Annotated in this window: 15 protein-coding genes and 3 pseudogenes; 7 read left to right on the top strand and 11 right to left on the bottom strand. The window is 70.7% G+C overall.

The genetic code is table 11. The features are described from left to right. Positions 1–364, bottom strand: a 364-nt coding sequence (locus IE178_RS31795; RefSeq protein ID WP_193514658.1) for a hypothetical protein, incomplete at its 3' end; no start/stop codon positions are given. A 136-nt stretch (positions 365–500) separates the two neighbouring features. On the opposite strand from IE178_RS31795, the pseudogene IE178_RS31790 reads away from it, so the two are divergent. Further along, positions 501–1,004 (top strand): annotated as a pseudogene (locus tag IE178_RS31790) (BREX-2 system phosphatase PglZ); the annotation flags it as partial. Between the two features lie 60 nt (positions 1,005–1,064). Here IE178_RS31790 and IE178_RS31785 read toward each other — a convergent pair. Both IE178_RS31785 and IE178_RS31780 read right to left on the bottom strand, forming a co-directional pair. Beyond that, positions 1,065–1,277 carry a DUF397 domain-containing protein gene (locus IE178_RS31785; protein ID WP_193514657.1) on the bottom strand — a complete coding sequence of 71 codons (213 nt, stop codon included), beginning with the start codon at positions 1,275–1,277 and terminating at the stop codon, positions 1,065–1,067. After that, the gene (locus tag IE178_RS31780; protein ID WP_318280357.1) at positions 1,274–2,062 is read right to left on the bottom strand and encodes a helix-turn-helix domain-containing protein; all 789 of its coding nucleotides are present in this window, start codon (positions 2,060–2,062) and stop codon (positions 1,274–1,276) included. Before IE178_RS31780 ends, IE178_RS31785 begins: the two co-directional genes overlap by 4 nt. Positions 2,063–2,305: 243 nt before the next feature. Here IE178_RS31780 and IE178_RS31775 point away from each other — a divergent pair, with 243 nt between their 5' ends. From IE178_RS31775 to IE178_RS31765, 3 genes and pseudogenes are all read left to right on the top strand, one after another. Further along, a complete protein-coding gene (locus IE178_RS31775) occupies positions 2,306–2,758 on the top strand; it encodes an ATP-binding protein (protein ID WP_193514655.1) in 453 nt (150 codons plus the stop codon). A 706-nt stretch (positions 2,759–3,464) separates the two neighbouring features. Beyond that, positions 3,465–4,276 (top strand): annotated as a pseudogene (locus IE178_RS31770) (BREX system ATP-binding domain-containing protein). A gap of 202 nt (positions 4,277–4,478) precedes the next feature. After that, a complete protein-coding gene (locus IE178_RS31765) occupies positions 4,479–6,083 on the top strand; it encodes a competence protein CoiA family protein (RefSeq protein WP_193514654.1) in 1,605 nt (534 codons plus the stop codon). A 54-nt stretch (positions 6,084–6,137) separates the two neighbouring features. Here the strand turns inward: IE178_RS31765 and IE178_RS31760 are convergent, their stop codons facing one another. The 8 genes and pseudogenes from IE178_RS31760 to IE178_RS31730 all read right to left on the bottom strand — a co-directional run bounded on the left by IE178_RS31760 (position 6,138) and on the right by IE178_RS31730 (position 15,283). Further along, entirely contained in the window at positions 6,138–6,422 is a 285-nt protein-coding gene (locus tag IE178_RS31760; RefSeq protein ID WP_193514653.1) for a hypothetical protein, read from the bottom strand. Between the two features lie 531 nt (positions 6,423–6,953). Then, positions 6,954–7,142 carry a hypothetical protein gene (locus IE178_RS36375; RefSeq protein ID WP_318280359.1) on the bottom strand — a complete coding sequence of 63 codons (189 nt, stop codon included), beginning with the start codon at positions 7,140–7,142 and terminating at the stop codon, positions 6,954–6,956. Positions 7,143–7,185: 43 nt separating this feature from the next. Further along, positions 7,186–7,314: pseudogene (locus IE178_RS36370) on the bottom strand (DUF4011 domain-containing protein); the annotation flags it as partial. 492 nt (positions 7,315–7,806) lie between these two features. Next, positions 7,807–10,737, bottom strand: coding sequence for a DUF5682 family protein (locus tag IE178_RS31750; RefSeq protein WP_193514651.1), 2,931 nt, complete (start codon positions 10,735–10,737; stop codon positions 7,807–7,809). Continuing rightward, positions 10,734–11,855, bottom strand: coding sequence for an ATP-binding protein (locus tag IE178_RS31745; RefSeq protein ID WP_184763097.1), 1,122 nt, complete (start codon positions 11,853–11,855; stop codon positions 10,734–10,736). The genes IE178_RS31750 and IE178_RS31745 overlap by 4 nt, the downstream gene beginning before the upstream one ends. A 52-nt stretch (positions 11,856–11,907) precedes the next feature. Next, positions 11,908–13,371, bottom strand: coding sequence for a vWA domain-containing protein (locus IE178_RS31740; protein WP_318280356.1), 1,464 nt, complete (start codon positions 13,369–13,371; stop codon positions 11,908–11,910). Next, on the bottom strand, positions 13,368–14,765 hold the full coding sequence (locus IE178_RS31735) for a hypothetical protein (protein ID WP_318280355.1): 1,398 nt from the start codon (positions 14,763–14,765) through the stop codon (positions 13,368–13,370). The genes IE178_RS31740 and IE178_RS31735 overlap by 4 nt, the downstream gene beginning before the upstream one ends. Next, a complete protein-coding gene (locus IE178_RS31730) occupies positions 14,765–15,283 on the bottom strand; it encodes a hypothetical protein (RefSeq protein WP_193514649.1) in 519 nt (172 codons plus the stop codon). The genes IE178_RS31735 and IE178_RS31730 overlap by 1 nt, the downstream gene beginning before the upstream one ends. A 231-nt stretch (positions 15,284–15,514) precedes the next feature. Between IE178_RS31730 and IE178_RS31725 the strand changes: the two genes are divergently transcribed. From IE178_RS31725 to IE178_RS31715, 3 genes are all read left to right on the top strand, one after another. Beyond that, positions 15,515–17,128: a phosphodiester glycosidase family protein gene (locus IE178_RS31725; protein ID WP_193514648.1), complete on the top strand. Its 1,614-nt coding sequence runs from the start codon at positions 15,515–15,517 to the stop codon at positions 17,126–17,128. Positions 17,129–17,197: 69 nt separating this feature from the next. Continuing rightward, a complete protein-coding gene (locus tag IE178_RS31720; protein ID WP_193514647.1) occupies positions 17,198–18,235 on the top strand; it encodes an alpha/beta hydrolase in 1,038 nt (345 codons plus the stop codon). A gap of 218 nt (positions 18,236–18,453) precedes the next feature. Continuing rightward, positions 18,454–18,852 (top strand): EVE domain-containing protein, encoded by a 399-nt coding sequence (locus tag IE178_RS31715; protein ID WP_193514646.1) that lies wholly within the window; start codon positions 18,454–18,456, stop codon positions 18,850–18,852. Positions 18,853–18,979 lie beyond the last annotated feature (127 nt).

Here is an 18,979-nt window from a genome sequence, read left to right as displayed (position 1 = left end):
AGGACTCGCTGAGCGTGCGCCCCTTGTCCTTGTCGGCGCGCACCGTGTTGACCATCTGCGACATCTGCCGCTGCCACTCGTCCGGCCGCTGCGCGGTGTTGAAGTCGATGGCGGCCACCATGTCGGTGTCGCTGTCCGCCAGCGGCCGCAGCGATCCGGCGTCGCGGGCGCATCCCATCCGCAACGCCGCCGTGTTCTCCGCGATCGGCTGGCTGGCGAAGTTCGATCCAGCCGTGGCGCACGCCTCCCCCGCCGCCTCGGCCGGTTCCGTCATCCCCGCCGTCATCAGCGTCACTGCTAAGACGAGCGCGGTCAGCCACCCGGGTCTTCTCATGAACGTCCCCTCAATCAGCGCGGTCAACATCCGCGAACCTGAAGATCCTACGGATTCGGACCCCGAGAGGCGTCACCCCGCAGTGCCATCCGCGTGTAGCTCGCACGGGGGACAGCGCTTTCTCCTTGCGGGCACGCTGTATGACTCGCCCCACGCGCTCGCTGCCGGTAAGTCACCGCTGCCGGACGAGCACGCCGCTCGGCCGGTGACCGGAACGGTCCCCGCTCCCAAGAAGCCGACGGGGAAGGCCAAGAAGGAGCAGGCGGAAGTCGCCCGGATGCACGAGGCACTCTTCGATGTGGCGCTGATGGCCGGGGGAGACGACGCCCTGCTCACCCCGACCGTCGTCTCCTGGACCGAGACGCTGGTGACGGCACTGCTCGACTCGGAGACGTACCAGGGACAGCTCGGCGGACTGGCCCGCAAGCCGCAGTAGGAGCAGGTCCACAAGGCGCTCGCCGCGCTGCTCGACGCGGGCGGCACCCTGCCCGTGACCGCTCTCGCCCAGCGCGCCGGCATGCCCGTCACCCGGGGCGACGGCTTCGCCGCCGTCCTGCGGCAACTCCTCAACGACGACGGCGTGCAGGTCTTGGAAACCCTGCCGGACGGCCGCACCCTACGGCTCCACGAGGCGCTGCTGCGCGAGCAGTTCGCCCTCGAAGCGGGCTGACGACACGACTCGGGGTGCCTCCAAAGCTCGCCCTGGAGGCACCCGGAGTGGGGTCCGTCGTCAGACGGCGGTCTCACGCACGTAGGAGGTGAACGCGGCCCACTGCATCCGGGGGAAGGCCAGCGCCGCGCCCGTCCGCGCCTTCGAGTCCCGGACATGGACGATGCCGGGCGCGGTGGCGACCTCCACGCAGTCGCCGCCGTTCGTGCCGCTGTAGCTGCTCTTCACCCATGCGAGTTCGCCGGACGGCGCGATGTGCTGTTCGATGCTCATAGCTCCCCTGCCATGTGCTCGATGAGACGGGCAGACTCTTCTGTGTTGAGGGCCTGTGACCGCAGCATTCCATACCGCAGCCAGAACTCGCTGACCTCATTTCGGTTGGAGCGGATGTTCACGATGCCCTGAGCTTCGATGCATACGAACTGCCGACGTTCGAGCGTCTCCAACAAGACCATCTGGCCGTTTACCCCGCTGTGGGCAGCGCGCTGGGTTGGCATCACCTGAATCTCGACGTTCCGCAGGCGGGTGCACTCTCGGAGCCACACCAGTTGGTCCTTCATGACACCCGTACTGCCCACCATCCGATGGAGTGAGCCTTCCTCCAGGATGAAGGAGAAGACGACGCATGGGTTCTTGCGATCCAGGAGCGTCTGTCGGGCGAGCCGAGCTGTGAGGTGTTGCTCGATGGCCTCATCCTCAAGTGGCGGGAAGTGCGCTTGAAGGAGGGCGCGGGCGTATGCCTCGGTCTGCAACAGCCCTGGCACCAACATCGGATCGTAGGAGAAGCGACTGACCGCCTCGGCCTCCAACAAGGCGAAGTCCTGGAAGAACTCCGGCAGTTTGGCCCGATCCACATCCTCCTGGAGCACCCGCAGCGCCCCGCCAGCCCCCAGCACCCGCTCCGCGGCCTCCGTGAACGCGACCTTGGCCGGGCGCCGCCCCTGCTCCACCGAGGCGACCTGCTCCAGCGAGTAGCCGATGGCGTCCGCCAGGGCCTGCTGGGTGAGCCCCGCCCGTTCGCGGAAGAGGCGGACCAGTTTGCCGTAGGCGCTCCACACTGAGGGCCGTTCCCTGCCCGCTGAACGCCGATCCGTCGTCCGGCACTCCCGCTCGCCCGTCCTGCCCATCGCGCCCCCTGCCTGCCGCAGTGTCCCGTACCGTCCTCAACGACCCGGCCGTCGTCCGGTCCCGGGCACGGACCCGTACGGATGCCGTACCAACCCGTACAACGGCCGTACCGCACCTCCGGGTACGACCGTCCGACCTGGCCCGGTCCCGTCGTGTGACGAGACGGTCACTGCATGGAGTCGATCGACGCGCAGACCGAGGCACCCACAAGCGGTCCGCAGTTCACCATCCGTCTCAGCGCCACCCGACGCGGGGCGCGCCTCGCTCGCCATCTCGCCGTGCAGCAGCTTGCGAACTGGGGAATCCCGTACGACGCGGAGGTGTCCCACGCCGTCGCCCTCGTCACGGCGGAGCTGGCCGCCAACGCCGTCACCCACGGCCGGTTGCCGGGGCGGGACTTCAGACTCTCCCTGCTGCGGATCCAAGAGCACGTCCGTGTCGAGGTGACCGATGCGCGGCCCGAACGGCTGCCGCCGACAGCCCCCGCCGCCGAGGCCCGCTCACTCGAAGCGGACTCGGGACGAGGGCTGCTCCTGGTATCGACGTACGCCGAACGCTGGGGCTGCGAGGTGCGGGACACCTGTACGAAGACGGTGTGGGCCGACATCACGTGCCCGCACCGATGAGTCTCGCCCCACTGCCCCACGTCACGTCACGGTGCGAACGCCCGCAGTACCTTCGCGAAGGTCGTCAGCTCGTCGAGCATCTCCTGCGGAACGCCGCTATCGAGGGCGCCAGTTGAGAGGGATGGCCGAATGTCGCCGGTACGTTGTCGCGACTATGACCTCCGTTCGGTCGGTGACCCGACCGGCCTCTGCTTCGGAGGTCCGCACCCCGGCTACTACGTCCCGGGTTAGAACCTTGCGAGTAGCTGGTGGACCAGGGCGGGCCGACGAACGGGGAAGTCCCGCCCGGACGGGCCAGGAATCCCTGCTGTATCTCGGACAACCGAGGGACTGTGGCATGCACAGTCCGCAGTACGCCGCGGCGCTTGGGTATCCGGTGCTCGGTGTACGGGTAGATCGGGCCGCTGGCCACCGCCTTGAGGAACTGCGCCGGGGTGAGGTCCGCGAAGTAGTCTGCCATCGTCACCGAACCGCCTCACCTTCAGCGTTCCACCGCCCCTGCACGGGCGGTCCGCTGTATCCCTCCAGCACCCTGTACAAGCACAGGGGCCGATCCCCGGCACCCGATGTGATCAGCACCGGGGTGCCCCGCACCGGAGGGCCCATCGCAAGGGATGGGTTCCTGAGACCCGCCGGCTGCGGAGCGCTCGCCGGAACCGTTCCCGGCCCCGCCCGGCAGCGCTCCCGGAGATGGAACACTGGTGGAGTGAGCACCACCGGATCCAAGCGCCCCGCCCAGGTGAGCGCCGCCCGCCGCCGCACCGTCATCGACGCGCTGCGGCGCGGCGCCGTACCCGAGAGCGGACTCGACCTGCTGGCCACCGGGCTCGACCGGTTCGAGGCGGCCCTCGACGCGGAACTGGACGCGGCGGCGTCCGGCGGGTCCGTGTTCAAGGCCGTGCGCGGTGAGTACGGGTCCGGCAAGACCTTCTTCACCCGCTGGCTGGGGGAGCGGGCCAAGCGGCGGAACTTCGCCGTGGCCGAGACCCAGGTCTCCACTCCGGCCGTTTCCCCGGCCTGTACCTCGTCATCACCGGCACCCCCGCCTTCTACGACGGCCAGCAGGGCGTGCAGCGCCTGGCCCCGCTCGCCCAGCGGCTCGCCACCGACTTCACCACCGACCCGCGCTTCGACAACCCCCGCGCGGTGCAGATCAGGCTTCCCGGCTTCAACCAGGAGTCCCTGGTCGGCCGCGGCGTCACCATCCGGGACCTGTACGCGGACGCCGCCGCGTCACCCGACCGCGTGCGGACGGTCGTCGACGACGTGTACGTCGCGGACCTCGCTCGGGCCGTCGGCGGAGCACTGGGCGGGGAGGTCGGGGTGGCCCCCCGGTTGTTCCTGAAGAAGCTCGTCGGGGACGTCCTCGACCGGGTGGACCAGTTCGACGACTTCGACCCTCGGCAGCACTACGAGCTGACGGTGGCGAGCAGCGCACTCACCGACGTGGAACGGAACCTGGCCGCCACGGTCTCCGGCGGATCCGCTTCGGCCGACGACATCGATCTGGAGTTGTGATGGCGGGCGACGCCGGCAGCCGGCCGAGGAAGAGGGTGACGTACTCGACCGGTCGGCGAAGACCCTCCGGTGTCGCTCACCCGACGCGCCGAGGCCTGTCTGGCCGAGCAACGAGAGAGAACCGACAGACAGGTGACCCGCGAGGTGTCAAGCCAACCTCGGCGGGACCGTTCACTCGCCCGACCACGCCCGGAGCCCGACCATGATTGTGCCCGCAGCGGAGGAAGACACCCGCAAGGTCCAGACGGCCGTCGCGGGATCTCCTGCCACCGACCACCCGGTCTACCTGCCGATGGACGCGGTCGAGTACGACCGTTTCATACGCGAGTACCCGACCCGGGAGTTCTACTGCGGGACACTCCTCGGCGGCTGCGGCAAGAAGCTCTCCGCTCGCAAGTACCGTGACAAGAAATGCCACTTCGCACACGTCGCCTCGGGCACCTGCCGTCGCGTCTCGACGAACGAGGCCAGCGCCGACCACCTCTACATGGGGCGGGCCGTCGCAGCCTGGCTGAAGCAACAGAAGTACGGGCATGTCCAGCCGCGCTACAAGGAGAAGGGCAAGCAGGACCTGCGCGACTACGTCGATGTCCGCTACCTGCACCGCGAGGAACGACGGGAGCGCCTGGTGCGCGTCCAGCTCGCCAGGAGGTCGAAGTCGGAGTGGGAGGAGACCGACGCCCATCTCCGGGAACGATGGGCAGGTGTCGAGTGGCTGTTCGGCCCGGACAGCATGCTGGCCAACTGGGAGATCGACCGACGAGGATACGCGCTTCGCATCCAGTGCCGCCCCGCCGGAATCACACGCGTCGTAGAGGTCGGCGTGCAGTACCCGGACACCCCCATCGACTGGGTTCCGCTCACCGAATGCCACATGACCGCCGACGGCGTTCGGCTTCCAGGACACGAGCCCACCCCCGGTGGTACCGCGCGGTTCGACAGACGGAACCCGCCCCCGGCTCTCCGGTCCCTTCCGACGCCGCAAGCCGATCAGCCGACGGGGCGCAGCGATGGGTCTCGTCCCCGAGCAGGATTTCAGCAGCCCGCTGCCGTGCCCAGGACAAGTGAGCCGGACCGGCAGCCGTCACCGGTGTACCGGCGACAACCCCGGGCCGAGGAAGACGCCTTTGTGGCGCAGGGGACGGCCTCAGGCGGCGGGCAGAGCCCGAGCGCCCCGCCTCCCTCGCCGGTCCCTGTCACCCTGCAGACAATCCAGGCACACCATGACGAGGAGGTCACCGAAGGATTGAACCTCCTGCTCGACTACCTCGACCGCGCAGGGGACGAACTGCACCTCGACCAGACGCAGACAATTCTCCGTGACCTCACGTCCCGCGCAAGGACGATGTGGCGCGGCCCGGCCCCGGAGGTGAGCACGCGCATCCGCGCCTGGCAGGCACACGCGAACATGCTGCTCGCCCGTCCGTCCTTCCGGAGGATCTGCGCTCACGCCGATGCCGTGCGGCCGCTGCTGGCCATGGCCGCCCGCACCGCACGGCCCATGACATGGGCGCAGTTGGGCGCCCGCCTCGGACACGGACTGCCCGCCCTCCACCCGGACGACAAGGTGGCGCTACTGGTGGAGGTCGATCGGGTGACACGCCCCGACCTGCCGCTCCTGTCAGCTCTGGTGGCCGCACGGGGCAGAAGGGTACATCCGCTGTACGCACAGGTGCTGGACCATCTGGACCGTGTGGTTCCCAGCCCGCGCGACGCACAGGCCGCCTGGGAAGGGGACCTGCGACGTCACCAGGAGTCCCCCGGCCCGCAGTATGCCGTCGGACGAGTCGACGCGTCCCGGGCTTGAGCGGCCGCCTCGGTGATCTGCGACTGCGGAGAAGAACTGTTTGTCCAGCAGTCCTCATTCCGCTACTGGCGGCTCCACGCGTGCGGCGACGCCGAGATCACGGCGCATCCCATCCCGCAGATCGGTGAGCCGTTCCCAGAGGTCGGCCATCCGTCCACTCAACACCCCGACGCCCTCGTCCTGCCTCGGCTGCCCCGTGTCCAGACGCTTCACCAGACCGTAGATCTGCCGGAGGGAACCGTTGGCGGCTCCCAGGAGAGGTAGTACGGCATCGGACATGATCATGTGGGACTCCATGTGCTGGACGACGTAGGCGTTCCAACGCTCCTCCAGTTCCACCTTCCGCGCCTCTTTCCAGGGCGTCGGCCCGGCGCAGATCGTGCAGGCAAGCCGCCAGAGCGTCCCGGGCTGCTCGCGCTGTCGCGTGCAACCGCGAGTACGCGGCACGCCGTTCCTCGAGCAAGCGGCTGTCCCCCTGGCGTACCTGGTCCTCCCGGCGATGCCGCTCGATGCGCTCGTGGTCACGGACCCAGCCACGTTCCGCACCGCGCTGCGTAAGGAACACCGACGCCAGTGAGACCCCACCCCCGATCACCGCAGCCGCAAGCGCCACCAACGCCGTGCCCATCGCTCAGCCCTCTTGCGCACCGGTCTCCCGGCATTCTCCCGGGCACCCCCCACCACCACACCGTGTTTGCTGTCATCGCGGGGCGCCGTAGTGGCGATCAAGCGTTCGGGGTCGTCGCCTGATCGCGGAAGGGACGGGGTTTCCTCAGCGTTCGGCTGTCGGCCGGCGGATCGGCGAGCAACCGCTCACCGATCCGCGCCGTCGGCTGACACCGGGCATGCCGTTCGCTCGGCACACAGCCGTCACCCGGCGACGTCTTCCATCGGCACAAGCCCCGACGGGCCCGTAGTGACGAGTCCGTCGGTGAGCAGCTGCTCGATGTCCGTCTCGAACGCGGCACGGATGTCCGGCCCCAGGCGCAGCCATCCGAAGAAGCGTGCGGTTTCCCTGGCCAACTCCGTACGCTGCAGGCCGGGGGACTCGGACAGCACGCCCAGCCGGCTCCTCGCCCTCCGCCGGCACGTCGTCAGGGAGCGGTGCGAAGTGCAGCGCACGGTTCTCCAGCAGGCTCACCAACTGCGACGGTGTGGGAGCCGTCACCTCCAGCGTCGAGGTGCGGGTATGCCGGAAATTCAGCAGCCGGTTGCGTCCGCTGAGGTCCACGAGTGACGTGCGCCAGTCCGCCAGAACCGCCTTGAGGCGGTCCAGATCGCCATCGCCTCCGAATGCACCCGGAATGGTTGTCACGGTTGTCCCTGTCCTCACGTTGCGCTGCTCGGGTACGGAGAGGGAAAGCACGGACAGCCTTCTGGGGTACGGCAACACGGGCAGACCCGACGTTCCCCGAATGATCCCAGACCTTGTGCGACATGTTCGTCTTGTCGCACTCGCCCCCCACGGACGGACGGATTCTATGGTGGTGGTGTGTAAATCAGAAGTGGACCTTGCTTGTCGCGCTCCAAGCGACCTTCAACCACCTGACGCGCCCGCACCTGTGGCGCCCCTGAGGGGAGGGCGACTGGCCGCGCGCCGTCCGTGAACTGGTGCGGTGTGGCCTTGGCACGGCATGGCGCGGAAGGTGTGTCGCCCGTCGTGGCAGCGGTCCGTCCGCCCGCGCGGCCGGGCCCCGGTCGGCCCAGAGCCCGGCCGTCCCCGTCATGCGCCCGTGAGCAGGGACTCCAGGGCTCTCGCTGTCATCGGGTGGCGGGTCGCGAGCGCAGCGCCAGTGGGGGCCGAAGCAGCCTGATCCGTCCACTGATCACCACACCCCAGCAGTCCCGCCACCGCGTCGCACGCCGCCGGATGCGCCGCCAGCAGTGCGACGCCCGACGGGAGGGGCGCGGCGTCGGCGGCGGTCCAGCCCTCCGTGCAGCCCAGCAGGTCCGCGACCGCGTCGCACGTCGCCGGATGGGCCGGGAGCAGCGCGGCGCCCCGGGGGCCGTCCGGCTCCGGCCGGGAACGGCGGGCCGCGAACGGGTCCGTCTGCGGGGCCCGCCACGGCGGTATCCACGTGTCCAGTGCCGGCAGACGGGCCGGGAAGATGCGCCCGGCCTCGCGGATCAGCAGCGGGGCGAGGTCCGCCGCGCCGGAGCGCAGGGTGGTGATCAGGAGCGGGAGCCAGGGCAGCAGCACCTCGTCGGGCAGTCGGCCGAACGCGTTCGACACCGCCTCCACCACCACGTCCGCCAGCCCCGGCACCGGCTCCAGTGCGTGCACGAAGCCGCTGAGGTAGCGCGGATAGGAGGGCACCACCAGCGGATTGTCCAGCAACTCGTCGCACCGCGAGCGCAGTTCGGCTCGGGACAGCGTGCCGAGCTGGACCTGCGCCGCCCACAGCAGTGCGGTCTTCGCCGGGTCGTCGGGATGCGACTGGGCGACGGCCAGCTCCAGCTGGGTCCGGTCGCAGCCCAGCGACAGCGCCAGGCTCTCCATGCTGAACAGGAAGCCGAGCATCGCCGCGACCTGCCCCACCGTCGCGTCCTCGTCCCGGAACGCCGTCGGCAGCAGGGTGCAGTAGTGGGCGTAGCCGGCCTTGGTGAACGCCTCGATCCACGGCGGCAGCACCGGCTCGTGGGTGCGGTAGTACGCCAGCAGCCCGCGCACCCGGCGCAGGACCTCCGGAGCGCCGTCCACACTGCGCTCCGTGGCCAGGACCTTCAGCGCGTGCGTGCCGAGCTCGTCGGCCAGGCGGCGGCTGCCCAGGTACAGGGTGGCGTCCTCCACCGCGGCCAGCACGGTCGCGGTCGTCGCCTGCGGCGCGTACGCCTCGCGCCGCAACCGCTGCTCCAGCACCTGCTCGATGCTGACGCCCTCGTAGCCCAGCTCGATCAGCGCCCGCTGGTGGGTGCCGAGCGCCAGGTCCCAGGACTCCTGGATCGACCGCTCACCGAGCCGCCGCTCGCCCATGATCGGCCGCGCGGCGCCGTGCGGCAGCAGACGCCGCAGCATCCACAGCAGGTCGGAACACGCCCGCAGTTCCGGCCGAGAGGCCAGGTCCAGCAGGGCGCGCTGCACACCGCGCTGCTGGAGCTTCAGCTCCAGCGGTGCCAGCCGGTCGTACACGTCGCGGGCGAGCGGTGGCAGCGACTCGTAGCCGACCTGGCCGATCCGGTCGCCGCCCATCATGATCTCGACGAGGCGCCGCACGTCCCGCCGCCCGGGCACGCTGTCCTTCTCGATGCAGGTGACCGCCGCGTCCTGGAAGTCGTACGGCGTCGGCTTGGCCCGGTCCCGCATTCCGGCGAGCAGGATCGACGTCTCGAAGACGGCGATGGCGTCGGCGGTGGAGGCGAGGTAGCCGTTGCGGCGGGCCGCGCGCACGATGTCCACGGACCAGCCGAGCAGTTCGGCCTCGTCCAGACCGTCGAGCACGGGCGGCCGGCGCAGGAATCCGGACAGCCTGTCCCCGGCGTCCGTGGACCGCGGCGCAGGGACGGCCGCGGCGGCGACCGCCTTCTTCCTCCCGGACTTCTTCGTCCCCGCCTGGCCCTCCAGCCGGTACGGCTTCACCCGGGTTCGCTTCAGGCTCTTCGCCCACTCGGTCGCGGCGATCGACACCGAGCCGGAGGCGAGAGCGAACTGCGCCTCGATCGCCGCGTGACTGGACGGGATCAGCCCGTACTGCCAGGTGGTGGCGGTGCGCGGGGAGATCGTGAACGTGTCCGTGCTGCCGTGCACGCCGAACTCCTCGACACGGCTGGCCGCGTGGAACGCCCCGCACACGTACAGGCAGTCCTCCGGGTCCGTGCCGGTCGCCGCCAGGTGCTCGCGCATCCGGGTCCACATGTACCGCTCGCGGTCCTCGTCCACCCGGACCCGGTCGCCGTCGCCGGGGGCGAGCCGGCGGAACAGGCTGCCGATGAGGAACATGACCTGACGGTAGGTGTCGTGATCGCTGTCGCCGAGCGGCACCTCGACGAACTGGTGCCACCACTCCGACCAGTGCCGCACCCTGCCGTGCCGCAGCAGGTGCTCCTCCAGTTCGGCGAAGCGCGGCCGCAGGTCGCCGATCTCCACGCCGACGGCCTCACCGTGCAGCGCGGCCTCGGCCTGTTCCGGAGGGGCGGTTCCCTCCGTCGCGACCTCCTGGGCCCGCTCGCCGCGCCGGTCCCACTGGAAGACGTGGTCCGACGACCGGTCGACCAGCACCAGTTCGACGCCGGGGGTGTCGAGCGCGTACGCGATGGCCTGGTACTCGGCCGACGCCTCCGTGATGGGTGCGACGACCGACAGCGGCGCCCACTCGGCGGGGAAGCCGTCGAGGTCACCGGCGAACGCCTGTACCGCCACCGGCAGCCGGCAGTTGCGCAGCTCGGTCAGGAGCGGCGCCATGTCCTCGCACAGCTCCAGGTAGACGACCTTGGGCTGCTTCTCGCGCAGCCGCCGGGCCATGGCGAGCGCCGAGGCGGGGGAGTGGTGGCAGACGGGGAAGATCTCCAGCGGCTCGCGCGCCGCGCGGTCGACGTCGTCGACCATGCCGAGCAGGATGCTCTCCAGCGCGTCCGGCCCGCCCGCGAACGTGGCCGCGGCCTCCTGGAGCCGGCCGCGCAGCGCCGCGAACGTGCTGCTCTCGTGGGGCCCGCTCATGACAGGGTGGCGATCGCGTCGCGGCCGCCCTCCAGGAACTCCGGCCAGGAGCCGCCCTCTTCCTTGCTGCGCGGCTCGACCACGCCGTGCAGGTACTTGTTGAGGATGGCCAGGTCCTCGGGCTCGCGCCGGGTGAGGGAGCCGACCAGGGACGAGGCCAGCGTGCGCGCGGTGAGGGCGCGCTCGCCGAAGAAGTTGCTGTGCAGGACGGCGTCCTCGAGCACGCCGATCTGCTCGGCCGTCGACAGGGCGGACTCCAGTTTCTCGTCGTCGCTGCCGGCCGCCGCGGCGGACGCGCGCAGGTCGGCGAAGCTCTGCAGCAGGACGTCGAGGAGGGTCGGCGGCACGTCGAGTTCGATCGCGTGCCGGCGCAGCAGCTCCTCGGTGCGGAAGCGGACGATCTCCGCCTCGCTCTTCTTGTTCGTCACCACGGGGATGCGGACGAAGTTGAAGCGGCGCTTCAGCGCGGACGACAGGTCGTTGACACCCCGGTCGCGACTGTTGGCCGTGGCGATGACGGAGAAGCCGGGCTTGGCGAAGACGATGTTGTCGCTGCCGCCGCTCTCCAGCTCCGGCACCGAGATGTACTTCTCGGAGAGGATGGAGATGAGCGCGTCCTGGACGTCGCTCGTGGACCGGGTCAGCTCCTCGAAGCGGCCGATGGACCCGGCCTCCATCGCCGTCATGATCGGCGAGGGGATCATCGACTCCCGCGACTGGCCCTTGGCGATGACCATCGACACGTTCCAGGAGTACTTGATGTGGTCCTCGGTCGTGCCGGCCGTACCCTGCACCACCAGCGTGGAGTTGCGGCAGATCGCCGCGGACAGCAGCTCGGCCAGCCAGCTCTTGCCCGTGCCGGGGTCACCGATCAGCAGCAGACCGCGGTCGGAGGCGAGCGTCACGATCGCACGCTCCACGATACTGCGGTCGCCGAACCACTTCTGCGAGATCTGCCGGTCCAGGCCGTCGGACCGCTCGGAGCCGGAGATGAACAGGCGGACCATCTTCGGCGACAGACGCCACGAGAACGGCTTGGGGCCGTCGTCGATCGACTCCAGCCAGTCGAGCTCCTCGGCGTACTTGATCTCGGCGGGAGCGCGCAGCAGGTCGGACATGAGGGAAGGCCTTTCGTACGGTGTGATCACAGGGCGGGTGCGCCGGCTGCGATCAGGTGAGGAACGTCTTGAGTTCGTGCACGAGCTTCTTGATGTGGCCGGAGATCACCGGCGTACCGAGGTCCTTGAACTTCTCCCGGAACCACGGGTTGACGCTGCCGCGGCCGGCGCTGGTCACCGAGCCCACCGGGATGAACTTCGCCCCCGAGCGGTGGATGGCGGCCATGCTCTCGAACAGCTCCTCGGTCCGCCATTCGTAGAAGTCGGAGATCCACACCACCACGGTGTTGCGCGGCTCGGCGATCTTCGGCTGGGCGAGCGTCATGGCGACGGTGCCGTCGGTGCCGCCGCCCAGTTTGGTGCGCAGCAGCGTCTCGAACGGGTCGTGCGACCAGGGCGTGAGGTCCAGCGCCTGGGTGTCGTAGGCGATGAGGTGCACGTCCACCTTGGGCAGCCCGGCGAAGATGGACGCCAGGATGGTGCAGTTGACCATCGAGTCGACCATGGAGCCCGACTGGTCCACGACCACGATCAGCCGCTGCGGCGTCGTCTTGCGGCTGGTGTGCCGGTAGTAGAGGCGGTCGACGTAGAGCCGCTCCTCCTCCGGGTCCCAGTTGGTGAGGTTCTTCCAGATGGTCCGGTCGAGGTCCAGGTTGCGGAAGACCCGCTTGGGCGGGACGGACCGGTCGATGTCACCGACCGTGGACTTCTCCACCTGGCTGCGCAAAACCTGGGCCACCTCGTCGACGTACCGCCGGATCAGCGACTTGGCGTTGGCCAGCGCCACTCCGGAGAGGTTGTCCTTGTCGCGCAGCAGCTGCTCGATGAGCGACATGCTCGGTGTCAGCCGGGAGGCCAGCGCGGGGTCGGACAGCACCTCGCGCAGATGCATCCGCTTGACGAGACCGGCCTCGATCGAGCCGAGCTCCGGGCCGATCTCGGGAATCAGCCGGCTGAGGTCGGGCGCGGGTCCGCCGACGCCGGTACCGGTCGGGCTGACGCCCCTTCCGCCCGAACGACCGCCGCCGCCGCCCCGTAGTTCCCCGGGCCGGCAGCCCAGTGCCCGCTCCAGCCAGCCCGCGTCGGACTGCCAGCGAGCCAGCTGCTCGGCGCTGACCGTACCGGAGCCGGAGGCGAAGACGTTGAGCAGCACCTTCGACGCCAGCGCCGCACGCCGCACCTCGGCGGCCCGGTCACGCACACCGTCCTCGTCCGGCCCGGGCGCCATCAGCCCCTCGAACTCGGCCGCCAGCTCCGGATGCCGCTGCACGACGGAGTCGACCGACGCGCCCGGGTCCAGCAGCGCGGCCGGCAGCCCGATGTCCTCGACCACGGCGAGACTGGCCGACTCCAGGGACGCCTGCTCCTCCGGGTCGAAGAGCCGGGCCAGCAACCGCCAGTACAGCACCTGCCGCCGGTTCTCGTCCGGAACGGGCACAGTTGCCCCGTCGGTGCCCTGCCCGCCGCTCCGCCCGCTGTCGTGCTCGCTGTAGTGCTCGCCGTTTCGCTCGCTCATTTCCGCAGCAGCCTTCCGGCACGCTCGCGCAGCACCTTGACGGCGTCGGTCGCCGCCTTCTCGGCCCGCACCCCCGCCTTGTCGGTCGTCCCCCCGGCCCAGGCCCCGGCATGCACGGCGACGGACTTCTTCCGCACGGTCCGCTCCACGGCGAGCGGCTGGAACAGGAACTCCCCGGCGTCCCAGCGCAGCAGCGCGACACACGCGCCGGACGAGGCGACCACCTCCGGAGTCAGCGGGCTCGCGGCCGGAATCCGGTCGGCGTCGACGGTGAACCGCTGCCCGGCGATCCGGAAGGCCGTCCCGCCCTCCTCTTCCTCCTCCACGGCGTACCCCTCCAGCAGTACGGGCACCGCGATGCGGGCCGGATGCCGGTCGAGGGGCGCGACCGCGTACGCGGACGCCGTCGGGAGCGCGACCCGCGCCGTGGCGAACACCTCGGCGGGCTCGCCCGTCCGGGCGCGGGCGTCGTCCCAGAGGAGGTCGCCCTCGGCGGTCATCGGCATCGCGTCGATCTCCACGGCACGCCCCTCGCCGACGGCGGCCAGCAGGGACATGTGCGGTCGCAGCAGCTGCCACAGTCCCGCCCCGACGACCGTGTCCGGCTTCGGCGCGGACACCGACGCCCGTACGAGCCGTGCCCCTTCGCCGTCCGCCGGCTCGAACACGGCGTGCACCTGGGCCTGTACGGCGGTGGCGTGCTCCTGCACGTCGATGCCGAGGGGCAGCAGACGCCCGGTGGCCTCGGTGACGGCGGGGGCGGAGGCGGCGCCGGGCAGCGTCAGCAGCACGGCACGCGACCACAGGTCGGCCCAGCGACGCACCGGCACGCGCTCCAGGGTGGCGCCCGGGCAGGACGCGGCGAGTTCGGCGGCGAAGCCGTCGAGCAGGGTCGCCAGGCGGCGCAGCGCCGGGTCGGGCAGCATCGCGGAGACGACGGAAGCGGACCCGGCGACGAGCTCGTGGTCGATCCCCTGCCAGCCGGCCCGCGCGAGGTCGCACAGCCAGTTCCTGGCGGCCGCGTGCAGGTTGGCCGCATGCTCCGGGTCCCCGGCCGCGGCGGCGCCCTGCTCGGCCTCGCCCGATCGTCCGACGGCCTCCTCCGCACGGACGACGAGCGCGTCGTGCACGGAACCGAGCAGAGCGGTCCGCGCGGCGGCGAGCGCGACGAAGTGCTCCTCGCCCGCGGCCCCGGCAGCCGCCTTCTCGGCCGCCTCGGCGACCCGCACGGCCAGCGGCGACCCGGCGACGGCCGAGGCGAGCCCGGCCAGCCCGACGGCCTGAGCCGGCTGCGGGCGGAGCAGCCCGCCGACGAGCACCTCGTCGAATCCGTCCACGGCGGCGAGGGCCTCGTCGAGCCCGTCGACCGCGTCGGTCAGCAGATCGGCACGCATCAGGCCACCGCCCTCGTCGTCGGGAACCACTGCATCTCGGGCAACGGCGCCGTGGTCGGCCCGAGTTCGAGATAGGCGAGGTGCCGCAGGAACCGGCTGAACACCTGGGCGGCGGCCGACCTGTCTCCCTGTGCGGGCCGCGTGGAGGTCATGGCGTGGGTGACGGCTCCCGCATCGGCCTCGTCACCGGACACCTCGACCTTCAGGTACCGGGCCACGCGCTCGCCGCCGTACTGCAGCACGGCCTCACCGATCAGCGCGCCTATGTGGTTGCAGAACCACCCGTTCGCCCCGCCGCAGGGACGGTTGTTGTTGGTGCTGCACGCGAACGCGTACGTCCCCGCCTCGATGGACGACACATACACCCGCCCGATGTCCGACCCACTGGACACCACACCCTGCAACCGCCCGTCGGCCAACTCCACGAACGGCACCTTGGCCAGCTTCCGCGGCCGCGCGGACGGCACCACCCGCGCCGTACTCGACCTCTCCCAGACCGACAACGCGCCATCTCCCATGCATGCGAAAGGGGGTGTTCACACCAGATCGGCGGAACGGAAAAGAATCTATCGGCGACCACTGACAACGCCGCCCGGGAGTGGATCCGGGACCCCGCTCGGCATGCTTGACGTGTGACAGAACCGGTCGATACTTGTCCAACGTGCCATAAGTGACTGTTCGTCACCCTGGCCGCACGAGGCGGGAGAGTGACGCATGGTCCCACCGGGTCTTCGTTTCAGGCGGTGCAGATGAAGAAGAGACTGTGCGGTGCGGGTGCTGCCCTCGGTGTCGTCCTGGCGCTGACCGTGCTGCCCGCCCAGGCGTCCGCCGCCCCCCGACCGGACCGGCCGGCCCTGCCGCTGGGCCCCTCCGACCTGATCGAGACCCGTACCACGCAGACCCTGCGGCCGGGCGTGACACTCACCCGCATCGTGCGCGGTGACAAGGACCCGGCGCACCACTGGACGGTCGAGGCGTCCATCCCCGGTGGCGACACCTCACCGGACCCCGACGCGCCCCCGACCACGCTGAAGGACCGGGCGAGCGCCGACGAACTGGCCACCGACCTGCGACGCGACGGTTTTCGGGCCCGGGTGGAGGAAGTGACGACGCCGAGGACGGCCGACTACGCCGGCGGGACGCTGGGCTGGCGGGTCCGCATCGGCTCCTTCGACTCGCAGTCCGCCGCGACGTCGGAGCGCACCCGGCTCAGGGCGGCCGGATTCACGGGATCGGTCACCTACACCGGCTGGGACGGCGAGACCACGGACCGCGGCCCGTGGCGCGTCGACGTGCTCACCATCGACCCGCGCACGTTCCGCGGGGCGCTGGCCGCCTCGTACGGCCCCGACCTGGAGAACCGCGAGACCACCAGTGCCCTGGCGCAGGCCGCCGGCGCCACCGCGGCGGTCAACGCCGGGTTCTTCGTCCTCGACCCCCGGTCGGGCGCCCCGGGGGACCCCGCCGGCGTAGGGGTGTACGACGGGCGTCTGCTGAGCGAACCGGTGCGCGGACGCCCGAGCCTGGTCGTCCACGACGACGGCCGGCGGACGCAGATCACCCGCCTCACCTGGCAGGGACGAGTCACCGGTCGGCACACCGCACTGAACCTGAACGGCATCAACCGCGTACCCGGCCTGATCAGGAACTGCGGAGGCGGCGCAGGAGACAGTCCGACCGCGCTGCCCCGGCACGACGTGACGTGCACCAACCCCGATCAACTCGTCGCCTTCACCCCGGACTACGGCCGAAGCACGCCCCAGGGCGAGGGACTGGAGGCCGTACTCGACGCCCACGACCGCGTCCTGGAACTGCGTTCCCCGCGCGGCGGCCCACTCCCGGCCGGTGGCAGTGCCGTCCAGGCGACCGGCCGGCACGTCGACGACCTGACGGCCCTGGCGCGGCCCGGCGACCGCCTGCACATCACCACCACCCTGCTGGACGACCGCGGACACCGGGTCTCGCCGTCACCCGTGACGGACATCGTCAACGCCGGCCCCGAACTGGTCCGCGACGGACGGCTCCACGTCACCCCCGCCACCGACGGCATGGTGCACCCGGGCGACCCGAGCTGGTACTACGGCTGGGTGCACAAGCGCAACCCGCGCACCCTGGCCGGAGTCGACGCGGCAGGCCGCACGGTACTCGTCACCGCCGACGGACGCAGCACCGACGCCCTCGGACTCGGCATCGGAGAGAGCGCCGAGGTCGCCCAGTCCCTCGGACTGCGCGACGCGGTCAACCTCGACGGGGGCGGCTCCACGACGATGGTGGCGGACGGCGACGTGATCAACGACCCCTCCGACGCCGCAGGCGAACGCCCGGTCGGGGACGCGCTGTTGATACTGCCGCGCAGGCCCTGACGCGCACGAAGTCCCACCAGTTCCGCCGAACCGCCCCACGCAGCGAAGAATCACATCAAGGGAGCCGCCGTGTTCGCGACCGAGACCACCCTCCTGACCCGAAGAGCCCGCGTCCTGCTCGTCCTCGCCGTGCTCCTCGCCACCCTCACCCCGACCGCACCGGCGCTGGCCCGCGCGGGCGAGTCGACCGAGGCAGCCGCAGCCTCCCGCTCCTCGTCCCCGCGCGGGGCGGAAGTCGTCGACGTCACCCAGGTCGCGGACCGCCAGATCGACCTGTCGGTCCGCTCAACGGCCCTGGGCGGCCGCACGGTCAAGGTCCGCCTCCTCACCCCCGACGGCTGGAACCCGGCCGACCGACGCCGGCACTGGCCGACCCTCTGGCTCCTGCACGGTTGCTGCGGCGACTACACCTCGTGGACCTCACTCACCGACGTCGCGGAGACCGCCGGCCTGCGCGACGTACTCGTCGTCATGCCGGAGGCCGGCTGGAACGGCTGGTACAGCGACTGGTGGAACCACGGACAGGGCGGCGACCCCGCGTGGGAGACCTTCCACACGGTGGAGCTGCGGCACCTCCTGGAGCGTGACTGGGGCGCCGGCAGCGACCGCGTCGTCGCCGGCCTGTCCATGGGCGGCCAGGGCGCCCTGCTGTACGCCGCCCGGCACCCCGGCATGTTCAAGGCGGCCGCCACCTACTCCGGCTCGGCCCACCCACTCCTGAACGACGAGTCGGTCAACCGGATCATGGGCTTCTTCGCCGGCCAGGGCAACGACCCGCTGCGCGTCTGGGGCGACCCGGTCGCACAGCGCCGCGTCTGGCAGGCCCACGACCCGTTCCACCTGGCCAAACGGCTCAGGTCCATCCCCGTGTACCTGTCCTGCGGCGACGGCACGACCGGCCCCCTCGACCCGCCCGGCAGCACGAGCGCCCTCGAGGCCGACTTCAACCGGCAGAACCACGCGCTGGCCGCCGAGTTGAAGCGCGTCGGCGCCAGGCACCTCACCACCCACTTCTATGGTCCGGGCACCCACGGCTGGGCGTACTGGGAACGCGAACTGCACGCCTCACTGCCGATGCTGCTGGGCGCTCTCCGCGTCAACGGCTGAGGTCCGATCCCGGCGGCCGGTGCCTGACCGTCTCCCCGACGATGGCGATGCGTCCCCGCGGGGACGCATCGCCGGCCGAGGTGCGTACGGGCCTGGCCCGTCCCTCGCACCAAAGGTGCCCCGAAAATGTGTACGCATGACTTCCGGGTGTCTGGCACCATGGGCCGCTGCACGTAGGTGTCTTTCGCGGGCCGAGTGTCCTGACCGAAGGGGATTCCATGGCGGACTGGATCTACATCCTCAATCCGCGCAAGGACACGCTGGACGGGGAACCGTCCGACAAGGAGACGATGCGTCAACTGGCCGAGGAGGACCCGGAGCTGGAGCTCTGGCTCGGCCGTCGCAACCGCATGCGGCCGGGCGACCGCCTCTGGTTCTTCTTCGCCCAGCCGGAGTCGGCCGTCGCCGCGGTGGCCGAGGTCGACGAGGAGCCGTGGGAGAACCACGATGACCCCGACGTCCCCTACCTGGTCGCCGTGACACTGCTGACCGAGGCGACGAAGGCGCTGCACCGCGATCCGGTGGGCCGTGAGGAACTGGGCATGGGGCAGGTACGGTCGGTGCAGAAGGTGAAACCGGAGGCCCTGCCGGTGCTGCTGGCGCGGGCGGGCCTCTGACGCCGCGTCTCCGTACGCGCGACCGCCGGGCGCGAGGCGCCGTGACAGCCGTCGAAAGCCCCGTGACGATCAGCGTCAAAGTACCGCCTACCCGTTTCTCCAACAGCACTACCTGAACTCGCTCTCC

This window comes from Streptomyces griseoloalbus, assembly GCA_014650015.1.
In the GTDB taxonomy this organism is placed as follows: Bacteria; Actinomycetota; Actinomycetes; order Streptomycetales; family Streptomycetaceae; genus Streptomyces; species Streptomyces griseoloalbus.
Note: the sequence above shows the minus strand (reverse complement) of the source record. Positions and strands in the feature narration are given on the sequence as shown.